General features: G+C 66.4%; 18 protein-coding genes and 1 tRNA gene. 9 read left to right on the top strand and 10 right to left on the bottom strand.

The window, feature by feature from the left end:
• Positions 1-146: 146 nt before the first annotated feature.
• Positions 147-2852, bottom strand: a complete 2706-nt coding sequence (gene mutS / locus HY058_08850; protein MBI3497397.1) for a DNA mismatch repair protein MutS — start codon at positions 2850-2852, stop codon at positions 147-149.
• 142 nt (positions 2853-2994) lie between these two features.
• On the opposite strand from mutS, the gene HY058_08845 reads away from it, so the two are divergent.
• Positions 2995-5256 (top strand): NADP-dependent malic enzyme, encoded by a 2262-nt coding sequence (locus HY058_08845; protein ID MBI3497396.1) that lies wholly within the window; start codon positions 2995-2997, stop codon positions 5254-5256.
• A 101-nt stretch (positions 5257-5357) separates the two neighbouring features.
• On the opposite strand, the gene HY058_08840 is transcribed toward HY058_08845, so the two are convergent.
• Positions 5358-5567, bottom strand: a complete 210-nt coding sequence (locus HY058_08840; protein MBI3497395.1) for a hypothetical protein — start codon at positions 5565-5567, stop codon at positions 5358-5360.
• 394 nt (positions 5568-5961) lie between these two features.
• Here HY058_08840 and vsr point away from each other — a divergent pair, with 394 nt between their 5' ends.
• The gene (gene vsr, locus HY058_08835) at positions 5962-6432 is read left to right on the top strand and encodes a DNA mismatch endonuclease Vsr (protein ID MBI3497394.1); all 471 of its coding nucleotides are present in this window, start codon (positions 5962-5964) and stop codon (positions 6430-6432) included.
• Here vsr and HY058_08830 read toward each other — a convergent pair.
• Together HY058_08830 and HY058_08825 are read right to left on the bottom strand one after the other, a co-directional pair.
• The gene (locus HY058_08830; protein MBI3497393.1) at positions 6334-7587 is read right to left on the bottom strand and encodes a DNA cytosine methyltransferase; all 1254 of its coding nucleotides are present in this window, start codon (positions 7585-7587) and stop codon (positions 6334-6336) included. The two genes, vsr and HY058_08830, sit on opposite strands and share 99 nt — an antisense overlap.
• A gap of 18 nt (positions 7588-7605) precedes the next feature.
• The gene (locus HY058_08825) at positions 7606-8805 is read right to left on the bottom strand and encodes a hypothetical protein (protein ID MBI3497392.1); all 1200 of its coding nucleotides are present in this window, start codon (positions 8803-8805) and stop codon (positions 7606-7608) included.
• A gap of 119 nt (positions 8806-8924) precedes the next feature.
• On the opposite strand from HY058_08825, the gene HY058_08820 reads away from it, so the two are divergent.
• The 4 genes from HY058_08820 to phoB all read left to right on the top strand — a co-directional run bounded on the left by HY058_08820 (position 8925) and on the right by phoB (position 12914).
• Positions 8925-10358, top strand: coding sequence for a PAS domain-containing protein (locus HY058_08820; protein ID MBI3497391.1), 1434 nt, complete (start codon positions 8925-8927; stop codon positions 10356-10358).
• Positions 10355-11221, top strand: a complete 867-nt coding sequence (locus tag HY058_08815) for a substrate-binding domain-containing protein (protein ID MBI3497390.1) — start codon at positions 10355-10357, stop codon at positions 11219-11221. Before HY058_08820 ends, HY058_08815 begins: the two co-directional genes overlap by 4 nt.
• A gap of 123 nt (positions 11222-11344) precedes the next feature.
• The gene (phoU, locus tag HY058_08810) at positions 11345-12082 is read left to right on the top strand and encodes a phosphate signaling complex protein PhoU (GenBank protein MBI3497389.1); all 738 of its coding nucleotides are present in this window, start codon (positions 11345-11347) and stop codon (positions 12080-12082) included.
• A 145-nt stretch (positions 12083-12227) separates the two neighbouring features.
• The gene (phoB, locus tag HY058_08805) at positions 12228-12914 is read left to right on the top strand and encodes a phosphate regulon transcriptional regulator PhoB (GenBank protein ID MBI3497388.1); all 687 of its coding nucleotides are present in this window, start codon (positions 12228-12230) and stop codon (positions 12912-12914) included.
• 146 nt (positions 12915-13060) lie between these two features.
• On the opposite strand, the gene HY058_08800 is transcribed toward phoB, so the two are convergent.
• The 6 genes from HY058_08800 to HY058_08775 all read right to left on the bottom strand — a co-directional run bounded on the left by HY058_08800 (position 13061) and on the right by HY058_08775 (position 16712).
• Complete coding sequence (locus HY058_08800; protein ID MBI3497387.1) at positions 13061-13789, bottom strand: class I SAM-dependent methyltransferase; 729 nt, start codon at positions 13787-13789, stop codon at positions 13061-13063.
• A gap of 21 nt (positions 13790-13810) precedes the next feature.
• A complete protein-coding gene (locus HY058_08795; GenBank protein ID MBI3497386.1) occupies positions 13811-14197 on the bottom strand; it encodes a DUF971 domain-containing protein in 387 nt (128 codons plus the stop codon).
• A 21-nt stretch (positions 14198-14218) separates the two neighbouring features.
• Positions 14219-14440 (bottom strand): Trm112 family protein, encoded by a 222-nt coding sequence (locus tag HY058_08790; GenBank protein MBI3497385.1) that lies wholly within the window; start codon positions 14438-14440, stop codon positions 14219-14221.
• Positions 14441-14455: 15 nt separating this feature from the next.
• The gene (locus HY058_08785; GenBank protein MBI3497384.1) at positions 14456-15139 is read right to left on the bottom strand and encodes an LON peptidase substrate-binding domain-containing protein; all 684 of its coding nucleotides are present in this window, start codon (positions 15137-15139) and stop codon (positions 14456-14458) included.
• On the bottom strand, positions 15136-16059 hold the full coding sequence (gene trxA / locus HY058_08780) for a thioredoxin (protein MBI3497383.1): 924 nt from the start codon (positions 16057-16059) through the stop codon (positions 15136-15138). Before trxA ends, HY058_08785 begins: the two co-directional genes overlap by 4 nt.
• A gap of 134 nt (positions 16060-16193) precedes the next feature.
• Positions 16194-16712, bottom strand: a complete 519-nt coding sequence (locus HY058_08775; protein MBI3497382.1) for a prolyl-tRNA synthetase associated domain-containing protein — start codon at positions 16710-16712, stop codon at positions 16194-16196.
• A gap of 132 nt (positions 16713-16844) precedes the next feature.
• On the opposite strand from HY058_08775, the gene HY058_08770 reads away from it, so the two are divergent.
• The 3 genes from HY058_08770 to HY058_08760 all read left to right on the top strand — a co-directional run bounded on the left by HY058_08770 (position 16845) and on the right by HY058_08760 (position 18680).
• Positions 16845-16919, top strand: a tRNA-Gly gene (locus tag HY058_08770).
• 76 nt (positions 16920-16995) lie between these two features.
• Positions 16996-17838, top strand: coding sequence for an alpha/beta fold hydrolase (locus HY058_08765; GenBank protein MBI3497381.1), 843 nt, complete (start codon positions 16996-16998; stop codon positions 17836-17838).
• Between the two features lie 8 nt (positions 17839-17846).
• On the top strand, positions 17847-18680 hold the full coding sequence (locus HY058_08760) for a DUF72 domain-containing protein (GenBank protein MBI3497380.1): 834 nt from the start codon (positions 17847-17849) through the stop codon (positions 18678-18680).
• Positions 18681-18896 lie beyond the last annotated feature (216 nt).

Below are 18896 nucleotides of genomic sequence, written 5' to 3'. Positions count from 1 at the left end.
CTATCGCGGCCTTCGTCGCAAGGCTCCAGCCCGACGGGTTGCCCCGCCAAGCCGCTTGCCAGCTACCAGATCGAACCGACTACTGTCCGGGTGGTACCTTCCTCCACTGGTGATCCGCGCCCTCGGGGCGCACTGAGAAATACGGGCTAGCGCTTCGTGAGACCCTTCAACCGGTAAAGCGCCTCCAGCGCCTCTTTCGGCGTGAGCTCGTCGGGGTTGAGCGCCGACAGCGCCTGGTCCAGCGGGTCCGTCCCCGAAGGGCTCGGCTTTGCGCTCGGCCGCATTGCCTGGAACAGCGGCAGATCGTCGGCGAGGCGTGCCAGCGTGCTCGCATCCTCGCCCTCTTCCAAGAGCGCCAGCACCTCTCCGGCGCGGGCGACGACGGAATCCGGCAGTCCCGCAAGCTTCGCTACGTGGATGCCGTAGGAGCGGTCGGCGGCACCCGGGGCCACCTCGTGCAGGAAGATCACGTCGTCCTGCCACTCCTTCACCCGCATGGTCTGCAGGCTGATGCCGGCCAGCTTGGCGGCGAGCGCCGTCAGCTCATGGTAATGGGTGGCGAAGAGGGCGCGGCAGCGATTGATCTCGTGCAGGTGCTCGACCGTGGCCCAGGCGATCGACAGCCCGTCGAAGGTCGCCGTGCCGCGGCCGATCTCGTCCAGGATCACCAGCGAGGACTCCGTCGCCTGGTTCAGGATCGCCGCAGTCTCGACCATTTCGACCATGAAGGTGGAGCGGCCGCGCGCGAGATCGTCGGCGGCGCCGACACGGCTGAAGAGACGGTCGACCAGGCCGATCTCCGCGGCGGCGGCGGGAACGTAGGAACCCATCTGGGCCAGGATGGCGATGAGCGCGTTCTGGCGGAGGAAGGTGGATTTGCCCGCCATGTTGGGTCCGGTCAGGAGCCACAGCCGCCGTTCCGGGGCGAGATCGCAATCATTGGCGACGAAGGCGCCGGCTCCCGCATGGGTCAATGCCGCCTCGACCACCGGATGCCGTCCGCCCTTGACCCGGAACCGCCGGGAGGCATCGACGCTGGGCCGCGCATAGAGGCGCTCGGCGGCGAGCTCGGCGAGCGCGCTCGCCACATCGAGCCGAGCCAGCGCATCGGCAGCCTGCGCGATGTCTTCTGCTCGGCCACGGACCTCGCCGGTGAGCGTCTCGAACATCTCGAGCTCGAGGGAAAGCGCCTTTTCCGCCGCGCTCGCCAAGCGGGATTCGAGCTCGCCCAGCTCCGTCGTGGCAAAGCGCGCCGCATTCGCCATGGTCTGCCGGTGAATGAATCCAGCAAGCCCGATGAGCTTCTCGGCATGGGTCTGGGTGACCTCGATGAAATACCCCAGCACGTTGTTGTGGCGGATCTTGAGCGAGGCGATGCCGGTTTCGGCCGCATAGCGGCTCTGCAGATTGGCGATGAGGCGCCGGCTCTCGTCGCGTAGCCCCCGGAGCTCGTCGAGCTCGCTCCGATAGCCGGGCCGGATGAAGCCACCGTCGCGGGCCAGCATCGGCAGCTCGTCGCCAAGCGCGCGCGTGAGCGTGTCGACGAGAGCCGTGTGATCGCCGAGGTCGCGATCGGATCGGGCGATCTCGAGCGGCATCGGCGCCAGCCGGGGTGCGGCCAAGAGCTGGCGGATCTCACTCGCCTGGGCCAAGCCGTCGCGCAACGCGGCCAGGTCGCGGGGGCCGCCGCGGCCCACGGTGAGCCGGGCCAGGGCTCGCGCCAGATCGGCCACGCGCTGCAAGCGATGGCGCAGCTCCTGGCGCAGCCTTTCGTCGGCGAGGAAGAATTGCACCGCATCGAGACGCGCCTCGATGAGCGCCACGTCGCGGAGCGGCGCTGCCAGGCGCTCGGCCAGGAGCCGGGCGCCGGCGCCCGACACGGTCCGATCGATGACGCCCAACAGGCTGCCCTCGCGCTCGCCCGTGAGCGTGCGCGAGAGCTCGAGATTCCGCCTGGTGGCCGCGTCGATCTCCAGGCTATGGCCGGGTGCGGCTCGCCTGGGCGGGGAGAGCCGGGGCAACCGTCCCTTCTGGGTCAGCTCGACATAGTCGACGAGCGCGCCGGCGGCGGCCCCTTCGCTGCGGCTGAAAGACCCGAAGGCATCGAGGGATGCGACCCGAAACAGCGCCTCCAGCCGGCGCCGTCCGGATGTGGACTCGAAGCGCGCACCCGGGAGCGGCACCAGCACCGGCTTCCAGTCCGCGATCGCCTGCATGAGGTCCGCATCTTGGAACAGCCGCTCCGGCAGCAAGAGCTCGGCCGGGTCCAGGCGGGCAAGCTCGGCGGCAAGCGAGGTGCCGGCGACTGGCGCCACCCAGAGCGCCCCCGTCGACACATCGACCCAGGCGATCGCCAGCTCGCCTTGGGCATCGGCAAGGGCCGCCAGATAGTTGTTGGTCCTGGCGTCGAGCAGATTGTCCTCGGTCAAGGTGCCGGGCGTGACGATCCGCACCACCGCGCGCTGGACCACCGATTTGGCGCCGCGGCGCTTGGCTTCTGCCGGGTCCTCCACCTGCTCGCAGACCGCGACCCGGAAGCCCTTGCGGATGAGGCGGGAGAGGTAGGCATCGCTCGCATGCACCGGCACCCCGCACATGGGGATGTCCTCGCCGTCATGCTTGCCGCGCTTGGTCAAGGCGATGTCGAGGGCCTGGGCCGCCTTGGCTGCGTCCTCGAAGAACAGCTCGTAGAAGTCCCCCATCCGGTAGAACAACAGGCAGTCCGGATGCTGGGCCTTGATCTCAAGATATTGCGCCATCAAGGGGCTGGCCTCGGTGGCGGGTCCGGGTCGCGGAAGGTCGGGCACGGGACTCCGGAAGATGGCAGGAACGGAAGCCGGCGAGGCTAGCATGGGAGGGTCTCAAGCGGCCAGGATTGGCCAAAAACTGGACGCAGGCCAGGCACTTGGCCCACTATGGAACGACGCCGCTGGAACCTGGCCGAAGACCGGGACATCGTCAGCGCCTAAAGGAAACGTCCCGGAGCCGAGCCCAATGGACAGCGAGTCCCGAGTCACCGACCAAGAAGCCCTCGACATGCATGCGAGCGGCCGGCCGGGCAAGATCGAAGTGGTGGCAACCAAGCCGCTCACCACCCAGCGCGACCTGTCGCTCGCCTACTCGCCCGGCGTGGCCGCCCCCTGCCTCGAGATCTACCGCGATCCCACCAAGGTCTACGACTACACCGCCAAGGGCAACATGGTCGCCGTCATCACCAACGGCACCGCGGTCTTGGGCCTGGGCGATCTCGGACCCCTGGGGGCCAAGCCGGTCATGGAGGGCAAGGCGGTCCTCTTCAAGCGGTTTGCCGACGTGGACGGCATCGATCTCGAGATCGACACCAAGGACGTGGACGAGTTTGTCAACTGCGTGCGCTATCTCGGACCGGCCTTCGGCGGCATCAACCTCGAGGACATCAAGGCGCCGGAGTGCTTCATCATCGAGCAGCGCCTGCGCGAGCTCCTCGACATTCCGGTCTTCCACGACGACCAGCACGGCACCGCCATCATCGTCGCCGCGGCTCTCATCAACGCCCTCGATCTGACCGGCCGCACGCTCAAGAACGCGCGCATGGTGGTGAACGGTGCAGGTGCGGCGGCGATCGCCTGCGTCGAGCTCTTGAAGACCATGGGCATGCCCCATGACAACGTGGTGCTATGCGACACCAAGGGCGTGGTCTACCAGGGCCGCACCGCCGGCATGAACCAGTGGAAGTCGGCGCATGCGGCCAAGACCAAGGCGCGCACCTTGGCCGAGGCGATGCAAGGCGCCGATGTCCTCTTCGGCCTCTCCTCCAAGGACGCGGTCAATCAGGAGATGGTCCGCGGCATGGCCGACCGTCCGATCATCTTCGCCATGGCCAATCCCGACCCGGAGATCACCCCGGAGGCGGTGAAGGCGGTCCGCCCCGACGCCATTGTCGCCACCGGCCGCTCGGACTATCCCAACCAGGTCAACAACATCCTGGGCTTCCCCTACATCTTCCGCGGCGCCCTCGATGTGCGCGCCTCCACCATCAACGACGCCATGAAGATCGCCGCCGCCGAGGCGCTCGCCCAGCTCGCCCGCGAGGACGTGCCGGACGAGGTCGGCCGCGCCTATGCCGGGCGCAAGCTGCGCTACGGTCCGGACTACATCATCCCCGCACCCTTCGATCCGCGCCTTATCGGCACCGTCTCCTCCGCCGTCGCCAAGGCGGCGATGGACAGCGGCGTGGCCAGGAAGCCGATCATGGATCTCAAGGGCTATCGCGCCAGCTTGAGCGCCAGGCTCGACCCCACCGCCGCCAGCCTGCAGCGCATCTTCGACAAGGTGCAGGAGAACCCGAAGCGCGTGGTGTTCGCCGAGGGCGAGGAGGAGCGGGTGATCCGCGCCGCCGTCGCCTTCCGCAATGCCGGCTACGGCACGCCGGTCCTGATCGGGCGCGAAGCGCGCATCCACGACACCATGGCCGCGATCGGGGTCGTCGGCGGCGTCGACCTCGAGATTCACAATGCGCGGCTCTCCCAGCACAACCAGCGCTACACCGAGTTCCTCTACAACCGCCTGCAGCGCAAGGGCTTCCTCGCCCGCGACTGCCAGCGCATGGTGAACCAGGACCGCAACGTCTTCGGCGCCTGCATGGTCGCCTGCGGCGATGCCGATGCGCTGGTGACCGGCGTCACCCGCAATTTCTGGGTTGCCTACGAGGACATCATCCGGGTCATCGACACCAGCCCGCGGGCCCGCGTCTTTGGGCTCTCGATCGTGTTGTCGAAGGGCCGCACCGTGTTCATCGCCGATACGCATGTGCACGAGCTGCCCGATCCGGAAGTACTGGCCGACATCGCCATCCAGACCGCCGCCAAGGCCCGCCAGATGGGCCATGAGCCCAGGGTGGCGCTATTGTCCTTCTCCAATTTCGGCAACCCCATGCGCGAGAAGGCGCAGCGCATCCGCGAAGCCATGCTGGCCTTGGATCGCCGCCAGGTGGATTTCGAATATGACGGCGAGATGTCGCCGGACGTGGCGCTCAACGACGAGATCCGCAAGCTCTACCCGTTCTGCCGGCTCTCGGGTCCGGCCAACGTGCTGATCATGCCCGCCCTCCACACCGCCAATGTCTCCTACAAGCTGATGCAGCAGCTGGGCGGGGCCACCGTGATCGGCCCGCTCCTCATCGGTCTCGCCAAGTCGGTGCAGATCGTACAGATGGGTGCCACCGTCTCCGAGCTGGTCAACATCGCCGCCCTCGCCGCCCACGAAGCGGTGAAGTAGGACGCGGGAAGACTGAAAGGGGCGGGTCTGCCGGCCTATCGCGCGGCGCGTGTCCCGATTGACGTACAGGTGTGCGATCAAGGGGCTGGTATCGACGGCGATCATCGCCGATCGCGGCGCAGTTCCTTGAGATCGATCGCGAGCGCGATCTTGCCGCGCAGGCGCCGTAGATCGCGGGCGGCCTTCGCCGCAGTCAGCGCCTCCAGCCCCTGACGGAGTGTCTCGGTGACACCCTCACCGGTTACCCGTTGCGCTTTGACAAGCAACGCGACGGGAAGATGCACCGTGACTTTGCGGGTGGCGCCGCTCATGCGACAAAAATGCCGTCAGCCGATTCGGCAGTCAAATACCGCACCTGCCGGATGGCAGGTTGCGGCACGCTGGGCGTAAGGCGTGCCGCCTGAGGTCAGCGGAACTTGGCGTCGGCGGGCCCGGCATCGGCCGAGCGGGCGCTTTCCGGGTCTTCCGGCTCCGGGAGGATATCGACCGGCTCGGCCCCGGGGCAGCGTGTCCCAATTACCCTCGAAGGCGATCACTGTGCCAAGCGGTAGCGCCGCGCTCGCCGCCCACGAAGCCGTCCGGTAAATCCGCGACTCGGGCCAATGCGAAGGTAATCTCTGGGCATTCTACAGAGCGCGGCCATATCGGATTGTGAGCCGCAAATGAATAGCGCGGCGATTAGGCGTGCGCTATTGGACAACCTCCATGGCTGACCGAATTACCCCCGCAGAGCGCAGCGCCGTCATGCAGCGCATCCGAAAGACCGATACGCGACCGGAAATCGTCGTCCGACGAGCTGCTTACGCCTTGGGCTTTCGCTTTCGGCTCCATCGCCGCGATTTGCCGGGAACTCCTGACCTCTGCTTTCCGGGCCTGAGCAAAGTGATCTTCGTCCATGGCTGCTTTTGGCACCTGCACGCGCGATGTCGCTTGGCGCGCCCGCCAAAATCTCGGCTCGACTATTGGCTGCCGAAGCTTGAGCGAAACATTGAGCGTGATCGTACGGCGATCGCTGCCTTGCGTCGGCTGGGCTGGAAAACGCTCGTCATCTGGGAATGCGAAACGCGCAAGCCAGAGCTATTCGAGCGGAAGCTCCGCATGTTTCTCGGCCGGTGGCCGGCGGCGAGCGCCCGGCCCGCGCCCCGTTCCGGGGTGCGCTTGGTGCGTGCCTCGTAGCGCGAGGTACTTAGCGGGCACTTGCGCTACAGGCTCAGCCGGCGGCACCGGGATTCTTGCGGGATCAATCGCGAGCTGAACCGAGCCGGTGGCGGCTGGGCTAGCAAGGAGCTGCCGTCTGATCTCACGACCAAGGACCTCCGCAAGAAGCGATGGGACCGCATTGCCTATCTGCCGCTGCGCAGATCCATAGGTTCCAACTATCTCGATATCGTTGGGAAACGTTTGTAGGCGGCACATCTCGCGAACGCTAAGCCTACGGTTGGACCAGTGGAATGGACCTGTCGCAGGCCCTGGCTGCGCCTGCAATGTCCAGGCAGGGCGATCCTTGGCGAGCTTTAGGAGGAACGACCAGAAGCGGCGGCGCCAGCCAAACAATGGCAAGCCCCCCATCCTGTCGGTATGCCAGAGATAGTTTTGGCCCTCAGGGATCGACGGCAGCAGATCTGCCCATCGGCCCTTCATTCCAAGATCCTCGTTCGAAGAGCCGGGCAGGTCATGAAGAGCATCCCATGCGGTGATATGCGGCTGGAACGAATCCATCTGGAAGTCGCTGGACCGGTCCGCGTGGGTTGGTTGCGGAAATCTGAAATGAGCGCCATCTCTCCCGGCAACGACAAAGAGGCGTCGTCTCATCTGAGGCACGCCATAGTCAGCGGCATTTAGGACAGCAACGCTCGGACGATAGCTGGATCCGCAAACGTTATTGATGGCTGCAATGGTTTCTTGAATGAGCGACAGCCCCTCCGTCTTACCGCGATACCCAAGGCCTTCTACATTCTCCAGAAGGAACGCGCGCGGCTGAGCCTCACGCAGTACGCGGAGGAACGCGCCGAGAGTGGACGCACGAGGGTCGAGAAGGCGTCCCGAATCCCCTGAGGCCCAGTATCCCGACTTTGAGAAGGGCTGGCATGGCGGCCCGCCTATCAGCAGGTCGGCCTCGCCAGCCTTGAGCCCAGCAACCGAGAGAAGGCGTTCCGTCGGCACGTCGGCAATGTCGTCGGCGATGATGGGCCAGGGACGATTGCGCCGAAGCGTCGCGCAACAGTCAGGATCGACCTCTAGCGCAACCGCAGTACCGATTCCGGCGGCCTCAAATCCATAGTCGAGACCACCCGCCCCGGAATAGAGGCTAATTGCCTTGAGGTCTGTCATTGCTCGCGCCTTACCCATTCATGCGCTCAAGCGTTCAAGAATCGGCACGATGCTGGCATCCCACATTTCGTCGACCGTGACGTTGCTGGCCAGCTTGCCCGGACATTGCTTGTGCCCTGGCAGCTCGATCGGGAGCTTGTACTTGAATTCCCATCGCTCGGTCACCGCGTGGAGGCAAGCTGCCAGCACATCGAACTCTCCGGCACCATAATACCGCGAGCAAGGATCCGATTTCGATGCTCGGGTTCGCTGGAAGTCGACGCGAGGCTGCTTCTTTGCGTTGGTTTGGCGAAGCACATTCTTGCACTCGATCAGAATCGGCCGCCCATCCTTGTAGCGAAGCCTAATATCAGGGCCACCCTCCACATCTAGACGTTGGCAATCCGTTATGCCGGGCGCCTTCTCGATCGCAGTCTTCAAATGCTCCTCGGCAACCCAGCCGCGCACCGCCATCTTTAGGCGCCTGGCAGATGCGATGATCTCCAGAATTTGATGTGGATTCATTGCCAGCTCTCGTACGAGCGGGTGGAGCGCCACGGTGTCGATTGCCGGCTCAATATCGGCAACGCCCGCGGCCGGACGCTTCAGAAGCTCCGTCTTGTCGGCTAGAAGCTGCCGATGACCTTGATCTAGACCTTTTGCCGCTCTTTCAAATTGCACAAACCGGAGAAAATTGGCCGCCGAACCACCAACTACAACTTCGATCGGCTCCTCGAGACCATCGCTGCGCTTCTGCCGTTCCCAAACGTGCCAGCCGTTCCTCTTGATCAGCTCCACATGCGAGTCCTTAAACTCGAACCGGATGAACATCTTGGTCGGATTGTGCATTTCCGGGTCGACCGCGACAAAGAAGCGCTCCTTTGGGTCGATGCCAAAAAACAGCGTCGTGTAGATGCCGAACGGATCCTGCCACACGTCGTGCGGCGTGCCGTCGCCCTTGGACCCGTATTTGATCTGGAACGAGCGTTCGTCGAGCGGCCGGTTTTTCGTGGGCGTTCGAGTGGCGAGGAATGCGTACGCGATGACGCCGATTCGCTCCCCATCGGGCGTCTCAAAGCCGATTCGGAACGGCGCCTCGTTTGGCGGCGTGCACCGGAGCACCCTGCAGCCAGCATCCTGCAGCGCTCCTAGCATGAAATCGAGGAGCGGCTGCCGATCCTGGGCGTTGACACGGTACCGACGGTAGTCCAGCGCGACGTCCCCATGTCGGGGTTGCATAGATATCTCCTACCTCAACACCCGCAAGGCGTCGAGTTTCATGGACGGCTGCCCAACGCATGATCTTGTCTCTCTCCGGGCTTGACGGCGCCGGCCGGCCGAGCCTTCAGTCTGGGCGGATGGTCTTTCACGACGGCAATCGCGTGCCATGGCAAATCGTGGCGGTCATGGCTCTGCCCAGCGTGGCGGTGCTGCTGGCGCTCGGCTTCGCCGATCCCCGCATCCTGGCGGCGGCGGCCGGTCTCTGGCTCATTGCCATCGCCGTGCTCGCCCGGCTCGCGATCGGGCATTATCGCCGGCTCGTAGGGCTGGCGCGGCTGGCCGAGGAGGTCGCCCGCATCGCCGGTCCGCTGCCGCCTGCCGACGATGCCGGGCTCACCCGGCGCACCGCCCAAATCCTGGCGCGCCTGGAGGAGCGCCTCGGCGCCCGGATCGCCGCCTTGGAGGCGCTCGCCCAGGCCAGGCAGAGGATCTTCGACAGCGTCCCCGATCCCCTGCTGCTGCTCGGTCCCGGCCGCGTCGTCGTCGATGCGAACGCCGCCGCCCGCGAGCTCTTCGGTCCGCGCGTGATCGAGCGCAACCTGGTCGAGGTCTTGCGTCAGCCCGCCGTGCTCGCCGCCGCCGAAGCGACCTTGGCCGAGGGTATCGGCCGCATGGTCGAGATCACGCTGCCGGCGCCGGTGGACCTCAACTTCAGCATCCGGATCTCGCCCTTGCCGGGAACCGGCGGCGGCCAGCTTCTGGTCCTGCTGCACGATGTCACCGGCTTGAAGCGGCTGGAGCGCATGCGCGCCGATTTCGTCGCCAATGCCAGCCACGAGCTGCGCACGCCCTTGACCACGCTCATCGGCTTCGTGGAGACGCTCCGCGGTCCGGCGAAGGACGACGTCGCCGCGCGCGAGCGCTTCCTCGAGATCATGCATGAGCAGAGCCAGCGCATGGCCCGCCTGGTGGGCGATCTTTTGTCCTTGTCGCGGATCGAAGTGCGCGAGCACACCCCGCCGACCGATATCATCGTTCTGGGCGAGCTGCTGCCGGCGGTCAAAGCCACGCTCGACATCCAGGCGGCCAAGCGCGGCATGACCATCGGGCTCGAGTTCGCCGGCGCCTTGCCACCGATCGCGGGCGATGCGGACGAGCTCACCCAGGTGTTCCAGAACCTGATCGACAATGCGCTGAAATACGGCAAGGTCGGAGCGGAGCTGAGGATCGTGGCGGAGCCGGCGAAGGAGCCGCCGCCGAGCTATCCGCCGGGCGGACCCGCCGCGGTATCGATCGCGGTCATCGATCAGGGCGAAGGCATTCCCCGCGAGCATCTGGCGCGGCTGACCGAGCGGTTCTACCGGGTCGATGCCGCCCGCTCCCGGGCGATGGGCGGCACCGGACTCGGGCTGGCGATCGTCAAGCACATCGTCAACCACCATCGCGGCGCGCTCACCATCGACAGCACCATCGGGCGCGGCAGCACCTTCACGGTGTTTCTGCCGGTCGCCACCCAGGCCATGGCCGCCGCCCAGCACCCGATGCTGCGGACGGGGAGCGGGGCTGCGTGAGCGGCCGCTGGCTCGCGGCCATGCTGGCGCTCCTGATGGCGCTCTCGGCCCTCGGCACCGGGAATGCCCGTCAGGCGGTGCGGCTCGCGGGTGTGGCCGGCGCGCTCGAGCGCGCCAAGGATCGCGTCGCCGAGGCCGCACCCGAAGCGCCGGCGGCGATCATCGAGGCGAGCGGCCCGGAGGAGGCGATCCAGGCCTTTTGCGCAGGGCTGGGGGCGCAGACCGCGGACGGGCTCGTGCTCTTGCGGCGGCTGCGCATCGATGAGCGGGACCGCTGTCTGGCCAATGGCGTGGGCGAGCTGGCGGAGCTCGACTTGGGCGCCATGGGCTTCATCGTGCTGGGGGCGCCGACGGCGACGCTGACGCGCCGCCAGCTCTGGCGGGCGCTCGCCGCCGAGCTGGTGGAGGGAAGCGACCTCGCCCAGAACCGGGCCGCCACCTGGACCGAGATCGACCCGAGCCTGCCGGCTCAGGCTATTCGGATCATCGGTCCTGAGCCCGGCAGCCAGGGTGCCCGGCTCTTGGCCGCACTCGTGCTGGAGGAGGCCTGCCAGGCGGTTCCCGACCTCGCGCGTCGGCTGGCGCAGGAGCCCAAGCTCCGGCCGCGCCTCTGCGGCACTCTGAGGAGCGATGCCGCCTATGGCGCGACCGCGCCCGAGGCGGCGGCGGCAACCCGGCTCCTTGATATCTCCCGCATCGGCGGCCTTGGCCCGGAAGCGGCGCTCATCGAAGGGGTGCGCCCCGATGCTGAAACAATTGCGACCGGCAAGTACCCGCTCGCCCGGCATGCCTGGCTCACCCTCAAACGGGCGCATGCGGCTGCAATTCCCGGCCTCTCGAGCCTGATCGCCGCTGCCCGGTGAGCGGACCTGGGCGAGCGGATTTCAAAAATCCGTCATGGTTTTGTCATGCAATCGTAGCCGGCCGATACTAGATCAACCGCGGGGCCCTCTTCCTCCCCGCCGCGCCTCATAGGAAAACCGCCGATGGCTGCCGAGCACATCATCAAGGCCTATGACGAAGACCTGAAGCGGCTCAAGACCTTCATCAGCGAGATGGGCGGCCTGGTGGAGGCCCACCTGGAGCAGGCGGTCCAGGCCGTGGTCAAGCGCGACACCGACCTCGCCCAGCGCTGCATCGCAGCAGATGCGAAGGTCGATGCCCTCGAGCACGACATCGAGGCCTTCGTGGTCCGGCTCCTGGCGCTGCGCCAGCCCATGGCCGGCGATCTCAGGGGCATCGTCGCCGCCCTCAAGATCTCTTCCGAGCTGGAGCGCATCGGCGACTATGCCGCCAATGTCGCCAAACGCTCGATCGCGCTGAAGAACCTGCCCGTGGTGCAGCCGGCTTCGGGCATTCCCCGGATGTCCAGGATGGTGCAGAGCAATCTCAAGGACGTGCTCGACGCCTATATCGACGGCGACACGGCGAAGGCGGTGGCGGTGTGGAAGCGCGACGAAGAGGTGGACGAGATGTACACCTCGCTGTTTCGCGAGCTCTTGACCTACATGATGGAAGACCCGCGCAACATCACCGCCTGCACGCACCTTCTGTTCATGGCGAAGAACATCGAGCGTATGGGCGACCATGCGACCAACATCGCCGAGACGGTGCACTTCCAGGTGGTCGGCACCACAATCAAGGGCGAGCGGCCGAAGGGCGATACCAGCAGCTTTACCGTCGTGACGCCGCCAGGCAGCGGCGATGCGGCGGAGACACGATGAGGTGGCCATGGCAACCGACAAGCCAGAGGGCGTGGACGCGCGCGACCGACCAGCACCCGCACCCATCGCCGACGGCCATGCGCCCTCCCGCAGTGCCGCGGTCGCCGGCGAGGAGCGGCGGCACCCGGCCAGCCGAAGCGTTGCCATGAAGCCCTTGATCCTGGTCGTCGAGGACGAGGCGGCGCTGATCACGCTTCTGCACTACAACCTCGAGCGCGAGGGCTTTCGCGTGGCGGAAGCGCGCGACGGCGAGGAAGGCTTGATGCTGGCCGCCGAGCTCAAGCCCGATCTCATCCTCTTGGATTGGATGCTGCCCCTGGTGTCCGGGCTCGAGGTGTGCCGGCGGCTGAGGCGCGCGCCGGCGACGCGACGGACTCCGATCGTGATCCTGACCGCACGCGCCGAGGAGGCGGACCGGGTCCGCGGGCTCGATGTCGGCGCCGACGACTATGTGGTGAAGCCCTTCAGCCCGACCGAGCTGGTGGCCCGCATTCGCGCCGTCCTGCGCCGGGCGCGCCCGGCCGTCGAGGCGGAGGTCATGCACTACGCCGATGTGGTGATGGATCTGGCCGCGCACCGGGTGAAACGGGGCGGCCGCGACATCCATCTGGGACCGACCGAGTTCCGGCTCTTGCGGCACTTCCTCGAGCATCCCGGACGGGTGTTCAGCCGCGAGCAGCTCTTGAACGCGGTTTGGGGTGCGGAGGTCTATGTCGAGCCGCGAACCGTGGATGTTCATATCCGCCGGCTCAGGAAGGCGCTCAACGGCGAGCGCGAAGCCGACCTGATCCGCACCGTCCGCTCGGCCGGATACGCCCTCGACCAGACCTAGGTCGCAACTCTCTCGGAAGATCGCATCTAATCTTTTTCTCGTCACCCGCGGACTTGATCCGCGGGTCCATCTAACCGCAGCACGATGGATTGCCGGGTCAAGCCCGGCAATGACGAAACATAAGATAGTTGTAGTTAAGGAGCGCTCTACCGTCGCGCTGCCACCAGCAAGAACGGTGGGCGTTGATGCTCGTCGGCGAGGGTCGGCCGCGCTGCGATCTGCTCTGGCGTCGGTCCCCATTCTTCCAGGTGCGATAGGGCGAAGCCGAGCCGAAGCAGGAGATTGACGTAGCCGGCCAGCGTCCGATGCTGCTTGATGACACCCTTGGTCAGCCAATCCGTCCGGCGCGGACCTTCATCGAGGTAGCCGTCGATCGGCCAGGTCTTGCGACCGGCGGCATTGACCGACCAACCCGGCTCGGAGGGTGCGGTGTAGATCGGATGCTCCACCGAGAAGACCAGGCGCCCGCCGGGAACGAGCCCGCGATGGATCCGGGTCAGCAGCCTCTCCAGGTCCTTGATGTAGTGAAGGGCAAGCGAGCTATAGGCGAGCTCGAATGCGCCCGGCGCCAGCTCGAGCTCTTCCAAATCGGCCCTGGCGTAGGCGATCGCCGGGTCGGCGGTCATGTCACGGCCGCGGGCCAGCATCTTCTCCGACACGTCGACGCCCAGGACCTCAGCCGCGCCCTGTTCGCGCGCCCACCGGCAGAACCAGCCGAAGCCGCAGCCAAGGTCGACGACCCGAAGCCCGCCCAGCTTCGGCAGCAGTGCCTGGAGCGCCGGCCATTCCGACGCACCGGCCAAGCCTTCGACGGAGCGGCCGAGCCGGCTGTAACCCTGGAAGAACTCGTCGTTGTCGTAGATGTTCTGCGTCATTGGAATCGTCCGTGCGGCGTCTCAGCCCCGCTTCGGCTCGCGGCTGAGCCCGCCCGCGCCGAGTGCGGTCTCGTATTCCTGCCAGATCCGCTCCTGGTTCAGGCCCAGATGATAGAGGTACTGCCAGCTATAGATGCCGGTGTCGTGCAGATCGTCGAACTTGATGCGGATGGCGTAGTGGCCGACCGCCTCCAGCTCGAGGATGCCGACATGGCGGCGGCCGCCGACGATGGTCTTGCTGCCGGGCCCGCCATGGCCTTGCACCTCCGCCGACGGGCTTTCGACCCGGAGATATTCCGCCGGATAGGAGAAGCTCTTGCCGTTGTCGAAGTCGACCTCGAGCCGCTTCTCGGCCCGCTTCAGGCGCACCTCGAGGGGCCAATGCTCGGTCCCCAGCGACTCGGCCATCGGCGTTGCCCCACCGCTCGGTCAGCTTCGCCCCGGCTTCGCCGGCGCCTCGTCCAAGGAGCGGGCCTCCTCGACCAGCATGATCGGAATGCCGTCGCGGATCGGATAGGCGAGGCGGGCCTGATCGCTGATCAGCTCCTGCGCCACCGCATCGTAGCGCAAGGGGCCCTTGGTCAAGGGGCAGACCAGAATCTCCAGGAGCTTGCGGTCGATGCCGGAGCGGGATTCCTTGTCGGGGGCCATGCTGTCCTTATCCTTCTAGTGCCGCGGCCGGTCGGCGCTGGAGCCGCCGCGCTGCATCAGCGCCATCTCCATCAATGCCACGATCATCTTGCAGCGTTCGCCCAAGGTCGGCGACTCCAACAGCGCCTGTTTCTCGTTTGCCTCGAACTCGCAGCTCATGGCAAGCGAGGTGACCAGCCGCTCGTTCGGCGTCTCCTTGATCACCTTCCAATCCGCCTTGATGCCCTGGGCGACGAAATACTGCCGCAAGGTCTCGATCAGCTGCTCGCGGTCGATACCGGTGTCTTGTCCGTCCGCCTCGAGGTCCCCCTTGTAGCGCTCCCAATCCGGCCTGATCCGGCGGTAGCCGCGCACTCCCTCCAGCTCTTCGGCAACGTGGAAGCGGGCAACCCCGGTCAGCTGGATGAGGAAGCGGCCGTCATCGGTTTCGCTGAAGCTCGAGATGCGCCCGGCGCAGCCCGTGCCATAGATCACCGGCGGCGTGGTTTCGGCCTCGGGCGCCGGCAGGGGCAGGGTCGGCTGGATCATGCCGATGAGGCGCCCGGCCCCGAGCGCGGCTTCGATCATGGCGAGGTAGCGCGGCTCGAAGATGTTGAGCCGGATGCTGCCGCGCGGCAGCAAGAGCACGCCCGAAAGCGGAAAGATCGAGAGGACCTTCGGCAGGTCTTCGCCAGCCAGCGCGAAGGCCGGGCGGCTCATTGGAACATCAAGGCCGAGAGCCGGCGCCGCGCCGACACCGTCAACGGATCGGTCGGCCCGAAGGCCTCGAAGAACTTGACGAGCTGCTTGCGGGCCGCATCGTCGTTCCATTTGCGATCGCGGCGAAAGAGCTCGAGCAGCTCGTCCACCGCCGCCTCGCGTCCGCCCTCGGCGAAGAGCGCCATGGCGAGGTCGAAGCGCGCCTGGTGATCCGCCGGGCTTGCGTCCACCTTCGCCTTCAAGCCGGCGGAGGCACCGGCCTTGGCGCCGGTCTCGGCGAGCTCGATGGTGGCGCGGATGGCGGCGATCTCCGGTTCCTTGGCCAGCTCCGGCGGCAGCTTCGTGAGCGCCGCCAAAGCCCCGGCGCTGTCGCCTTGGGCGATGAGGCAGCGCAGATGGCCGGCGATAGCCACTGGGTTGTCCGGCGCCACCTTCAGGATCTGGTCGTAGAGGTTGGCCGCGGCACCGGCATTGCCTTGGGCCAGGAGCTCCTTCGCCTGTTCCAACGCCTCGGCGATCGCTTCCTCCTCCTCGCCGCCGCCGGCCCCGTCGGCTTGCAGGCGCTGCACGAAGGCCTTGATCTGGCTTTCCGGCAAGGCCCCGACGAAGCCGTCCACCGGCCGTCCGTCCTTGAAGGCATAGACGGCGGGAATCGATTGGATCCGCATCTGGGTAGCCAGCGCCTGGTTCTGGTCGATGTTGACCTTCACCATCTTGACCTTGCCCTTGGCGGCGGCGACGGCCCGTTCCAGCATGGGCCCCAGCGTCTTGCAGGGCCCGCACCAAGGCGCCCAGAAGTCGACGATGACCGGCGTCGTCCGCGAGGCTTCGATCACCTCGGCCATGAAGGCGCGCTCGTTGATGTCCTTGACCGGGGCGGGGGCGCCATTGCCGGCGGCCGCGCCAATGAGTTGCTCCATGAGTCGATTCCGTCTCGAAGGGTTATGGCCCGGCGGTGCTTTGGGTGAGGCAACCGAGCTTTGTTGGATCTCGTAGATATAGCACGCGTCTTGGGCTCTGCGAGGGCCACGGCCTCGCTTCCGCCCGGACCCGCTCAGAGGTCGAGATTTAGGATCTGCGGCCGGTGCCCGCAAGCCTCGAGGAAGCGGATCAGGTCTCCAGGCGCGATCTGGGTGGTCTGCTCGTTGGTGAGCGGATGGTAGTTGAGCGGGTCGAAGGCGAGCATGGCCTCGTCCAAGACCACCTGGACGCGGCCCTCGCGGTCGTTGATGAGGGCAAAGGGTGTGACCGCCCCCGGTGTCACGCCGAGATTGGCCAGGAGCCGCTCCGGGCTGGCGAAGGAGAGCCGGGCCGAGCCCAGCTTCTTCTCCAAGGACTTGATGTCGACTGGGCGATCCTCGAGGGTGACCACCAGCCACATCTGGTCCTTGCGGTCCTTGAGGAAGAGATTCTTGCAGTGGCCGCCGGGGAGATCGCCGCGGAGCCGTTTGGAATCCTCCACCGTCATCAAGGGCGGATGGGAATGGGTCCGGGTCTCGATCCCGAGCTCCTTGAGGCGGCGAAAGAGCGCCGCGGGTGTGACCGGGAGGGGCGGGGAGGCTGCGTCTGGCATGGGGCCCCGAGGCTACAGGTGCGGGCTCCGGCCTTGCAATGAGATCGAGTTTGGCTATGATCCGCCGCCGGTCTTCGGGTATTTTGACTCGGTATGGGGCGTGGGGCTGCCAGAAGCCGCCGCCATCGGAGCGCGGGCGTAGCTCAGGGGTAGAGCACAACCTTGCCAAGGTTGGGGTCGAGGGTTCGAATCCCTTCGCCCGCTCCAGATTCTCTCAGAAAAATGAGCGCGTAAGAGCGTGGGCGCGGCCGCAAGGCCGCTCACCCGCAGCAAAGAGGCAACGATGTTCGTAAGCGTAAATGGCGTTCGGTTGTTCTTCGACGTCGACGGCGAAAAGCTGGTGACCGACGGGCCGCTTATGCGCGAGCGGCCGACGCTCTTGCTGCTGCATGGCGGGCCGGGTCTCGACCACACCATGTTCAAGCCGGCCTTCGCGCCCTTGGCCGAGGTGGCGCAAGTGATCTACCTCGACCATCGCGGCAACGGGCTGAGCGAGCATGGCGATCCGGCGCTGTGGACCCTCGACCAGTGGGGCGACGATGTGCTGGGCTTCTGCGATGCGCTCGGCATCGAAAAGCCGATCGTGCTCGGCCTCTCCTTCGGCGGGCTCGTGGCGCAATCCTATGCGACCCGGCATCCCGCGCATCCGGCGAAGCTGGTGCTCTACTCCACCACCCCGGTGCTCGAGGACGAGCCGGTGCTGGACGCTTTCGAGGCGATCGGCGGGCCGAAGGCGCGCGCCGTGGCCGCCGCCCATTTCGCCGGAAGGACGCCGGAGACGACCGCGGCGTTCCTCTCCATATGCTTCCCGCTCTACAATACCAAGCCCATCGATCCCGACGTCATGCGGCGCTGGCTGGTGAACGACGCCGTCGCCGCGCATTTCCTCGACGGCGAAGGCAAGCGGGTGGATTTTCGACCTGTGCTGGGACGGATCGCCTGCCCAACCTTGGTGGTGGCGGGGGCGAAGGATCCGCGCGCGCCGTTGCCGTTCGCGCGGATGATCGCCGCCGCGATCCGGCCCGAGCTGGTGCGGCTCGAGATCTTCGAGAACTGCGGCCACGCGCCCAATGTAGAGGAGCCGGAGCGGGTGATGGAATTGCTGCGCGCCTTCATCTCGGCCTAGCATTCGTCATGTCGCTTCGAGATCCAGCCGGCGCGAAAGCCACGATCCGGGTCGGCATCGGCGGCTGGAATTTCGAGCCCTGGCGCGGTGTGTTCTATCCGCCGGGCCTGGCCCAGAAAAAGGAGTTGGACTACGCCAGCCGCCAGCTCACCTCCATCGAAATCAACGCCACCTATTACGGCTCGCAGAAGCAGGAGAGCTTCGAGCGCTGGCGCCAGGAGACGCCGGAGGGCTTCGTCTTCGCCGTCAAGGGAACGCGCTTTGCCACCAACCGGCGGGTGCTCGGCGAAGCCGGGCAATCCATCGAGCGTTTCTTCAAGAGCGGAGTGCTCGAGCTCAAGGAGAAGCTCGGACCGATCAACTGGCAGTTCCATCCCGCGAAGAAATTCGAGGCGGCGGATTTCGAATCGTTCCTGAAGCTGCTGCCCAAGAGCGTGGAGGGCCGCTCGATCCGGCATGTGGTCGAGGTCCGGCACGAGAGTTTTCGCGCGCCGGAGTTCGTGGCCCTCCTCCGCGAATACGGGGTCGCTGCTGTCTTGACCGACAAGGACGACTTTCCGGAGATCGCCGACGTCACCGCCGCCTTCGTCTATGCACGATTGCAGCGCGCCTCCGAGGCGGTCGAGACGGGCTATCCGCGAGCGGACCTCGGTCGCTGGGCCGCGCGGGCGCGCACCTGGTCCGCGGGCGGCCTGCCCGACGATCTCAAGCTCCTCGGCCCGCCACCGGCACAGCCGCCGAAGCCGCGCGACGTCTTCATCTACATGATCAACGGCTTCAAGCCGAAGGCGCCCGCCGCGGCGATGGCGCTGATCCAGCTTCTGGCATTGCCCGTTCCCTAGAGTCCGATCCGGTGAGATGGAATCCCCCTCACCCAGCTACGGCTAGGCTTGGCTTCGCCTCGCCAAGCCTTCGCAACCCTCTCCCCCATTGGGGGAGAGATGCTATGGGGCGGGCGGCGAAGCGGTGCACCATTGTCGTCGCCAAAGACCTCAATGGAGCGCGTCCCATGCCGAAAGTAGACGACCTGAGCCATTGCCTCGCCGCCCTCGAGCAGG

The organism is Pseudomonadota bacterium, from assembly GCA_016195085.1.
Classification (GTDB): domain Bacteria; phylum Pseudomonadota; class Alphaproteobacteria; order SHVZ01; family SHVZ01; genus JACQAG01.
This window is presented reverse-complemented; position numbering and strand designations above follow the sequence as displayed.

What these genes read in the sequence shown, in the direction of transcription:
- mutS (MBI3497397.1), bottom strand. Translation starts at nt 2,852, where the DNA reads ATGCTAGCCTCGCCGGCTTCCGTTCCTGCCATCTTCCGGAGTCCCGTG.
- HY058_08845 (MBI3497396.1), top strand. Translation starts at nt 2,995, where the DNA reads ATGGACAGCGAGTCCCGAGTCACCGACCAAGAAGCCCTCGACATGCAT.
- HY058_08840 (MBI3497395.1), bottom strand. Translation starts at nt 5,567, where the DNA reads ATGAGCGGCGCCACCCGCAAAGTCACGGTGCATCTTCCCGTCGCGTTG.
- vsr (MBI3497394.1), top strand. Translation starts at nt 5,962, where the DNA reads ATGGCTGACCGAATTACCCCCGCAGAGCGCAGCGCCGTCATGCAGCGC.
- HY058_08830 (MBI3497393.1), bottom strand. Translation starts at nt 7,587, where the DNA reads ATGACAGACCTCAAGGCAATTAGCCTCTATTCCGGGGCGGGTGGTCTC.
- HY058_08825 (MBI3497392.1), bottom strand. Translation starts at nt 8,805, where the DNA reads ATGCAACCCCGACATGGGGACGTCGCGCTGGACTACCGTCGGTACCGT.
- HY058_08820 (MBI3497391.1), top strand. Translation starts at nt 8,925, where the DNA reads ATGGTCTTTCACGACGGCAATCGCGTGCCATGGCAAATCGTGGCGGTC.
- phoU (MBI3497389.1), top strand. Translation starts at nt 11,345, where the DNA reads ATGGCTGCCGAGCACATCATCAAGGCCTATGACGAAGACCTGAAGCGG.
- phoB (MBI3497388.1), top strand. Translation starts at nt 12,228, where the DNA reads ATGAAGCCCTTGATCCTGGTCGTCGAGGACGAGGCGGCGCTGATCACG.
- HY058_08800 (MBI3497387.1), bottom strand. Translation starts at nt 13,789, where the DNA reads ATGACGCAGAACATCTACGACAACGACGAGTTCTTCCAGGGTTACAGC.
- HY058_08795 (MBI3497386.1), bottom strand. Translation starts at nt 14,197, where the DNA reads ATGGCCGAGTCGCTGGGGACCGAGCATTGGCCCCTCGAGGTGCGCCTG.
- HY058_08790 (MBI3497385.1), bottom strand. Translation starts at nt 14,440, where the DNA reads ATGGCCCCCGACAAGGAATCCCGCTCCGGCATCGACCGCAAGCTCCTG.
- HY058_08785 (MBI3497384.1), bottom strand. Translation starts at nt 15,139, where the DNA reads ATGAGCCGCCCGGCCTTCGCGCTGGCTGGCGAAGACCTGCCGAAGGTC.
- trxA (MBI3497383.1), bottom strand. Translation starts at nt 16,059, where the DNA reads ATGGAGCAACTCATTGGCGCGGCCGCCGGCAATGGCGCCCCCGCCCCG.
- HY058_08775 (MBI3497382.1), bottom strand. Translation starts at nt 16,712, where the DNA reads ATGCCAGACGCAGCCTCCCCGCCCCTCCCGGTCACACCCGCGGCGCTC.
- HY058_08765 (MBI3497381.1), top strand. Translation starts at nt 16,996, where the DNA reads ATGTTCGTAAGCGTAAATGGCGTTCGGTTGTTCTTCGACGTCGACGGC.
- HY058_08760 (MBI3497380.1), top strand. Translation starts at nt 17,847, where the DNA reads ATGTCGCTTCGAGATCCAGCCGGCGCGAAAGCCACGATCCGGGTCGGC.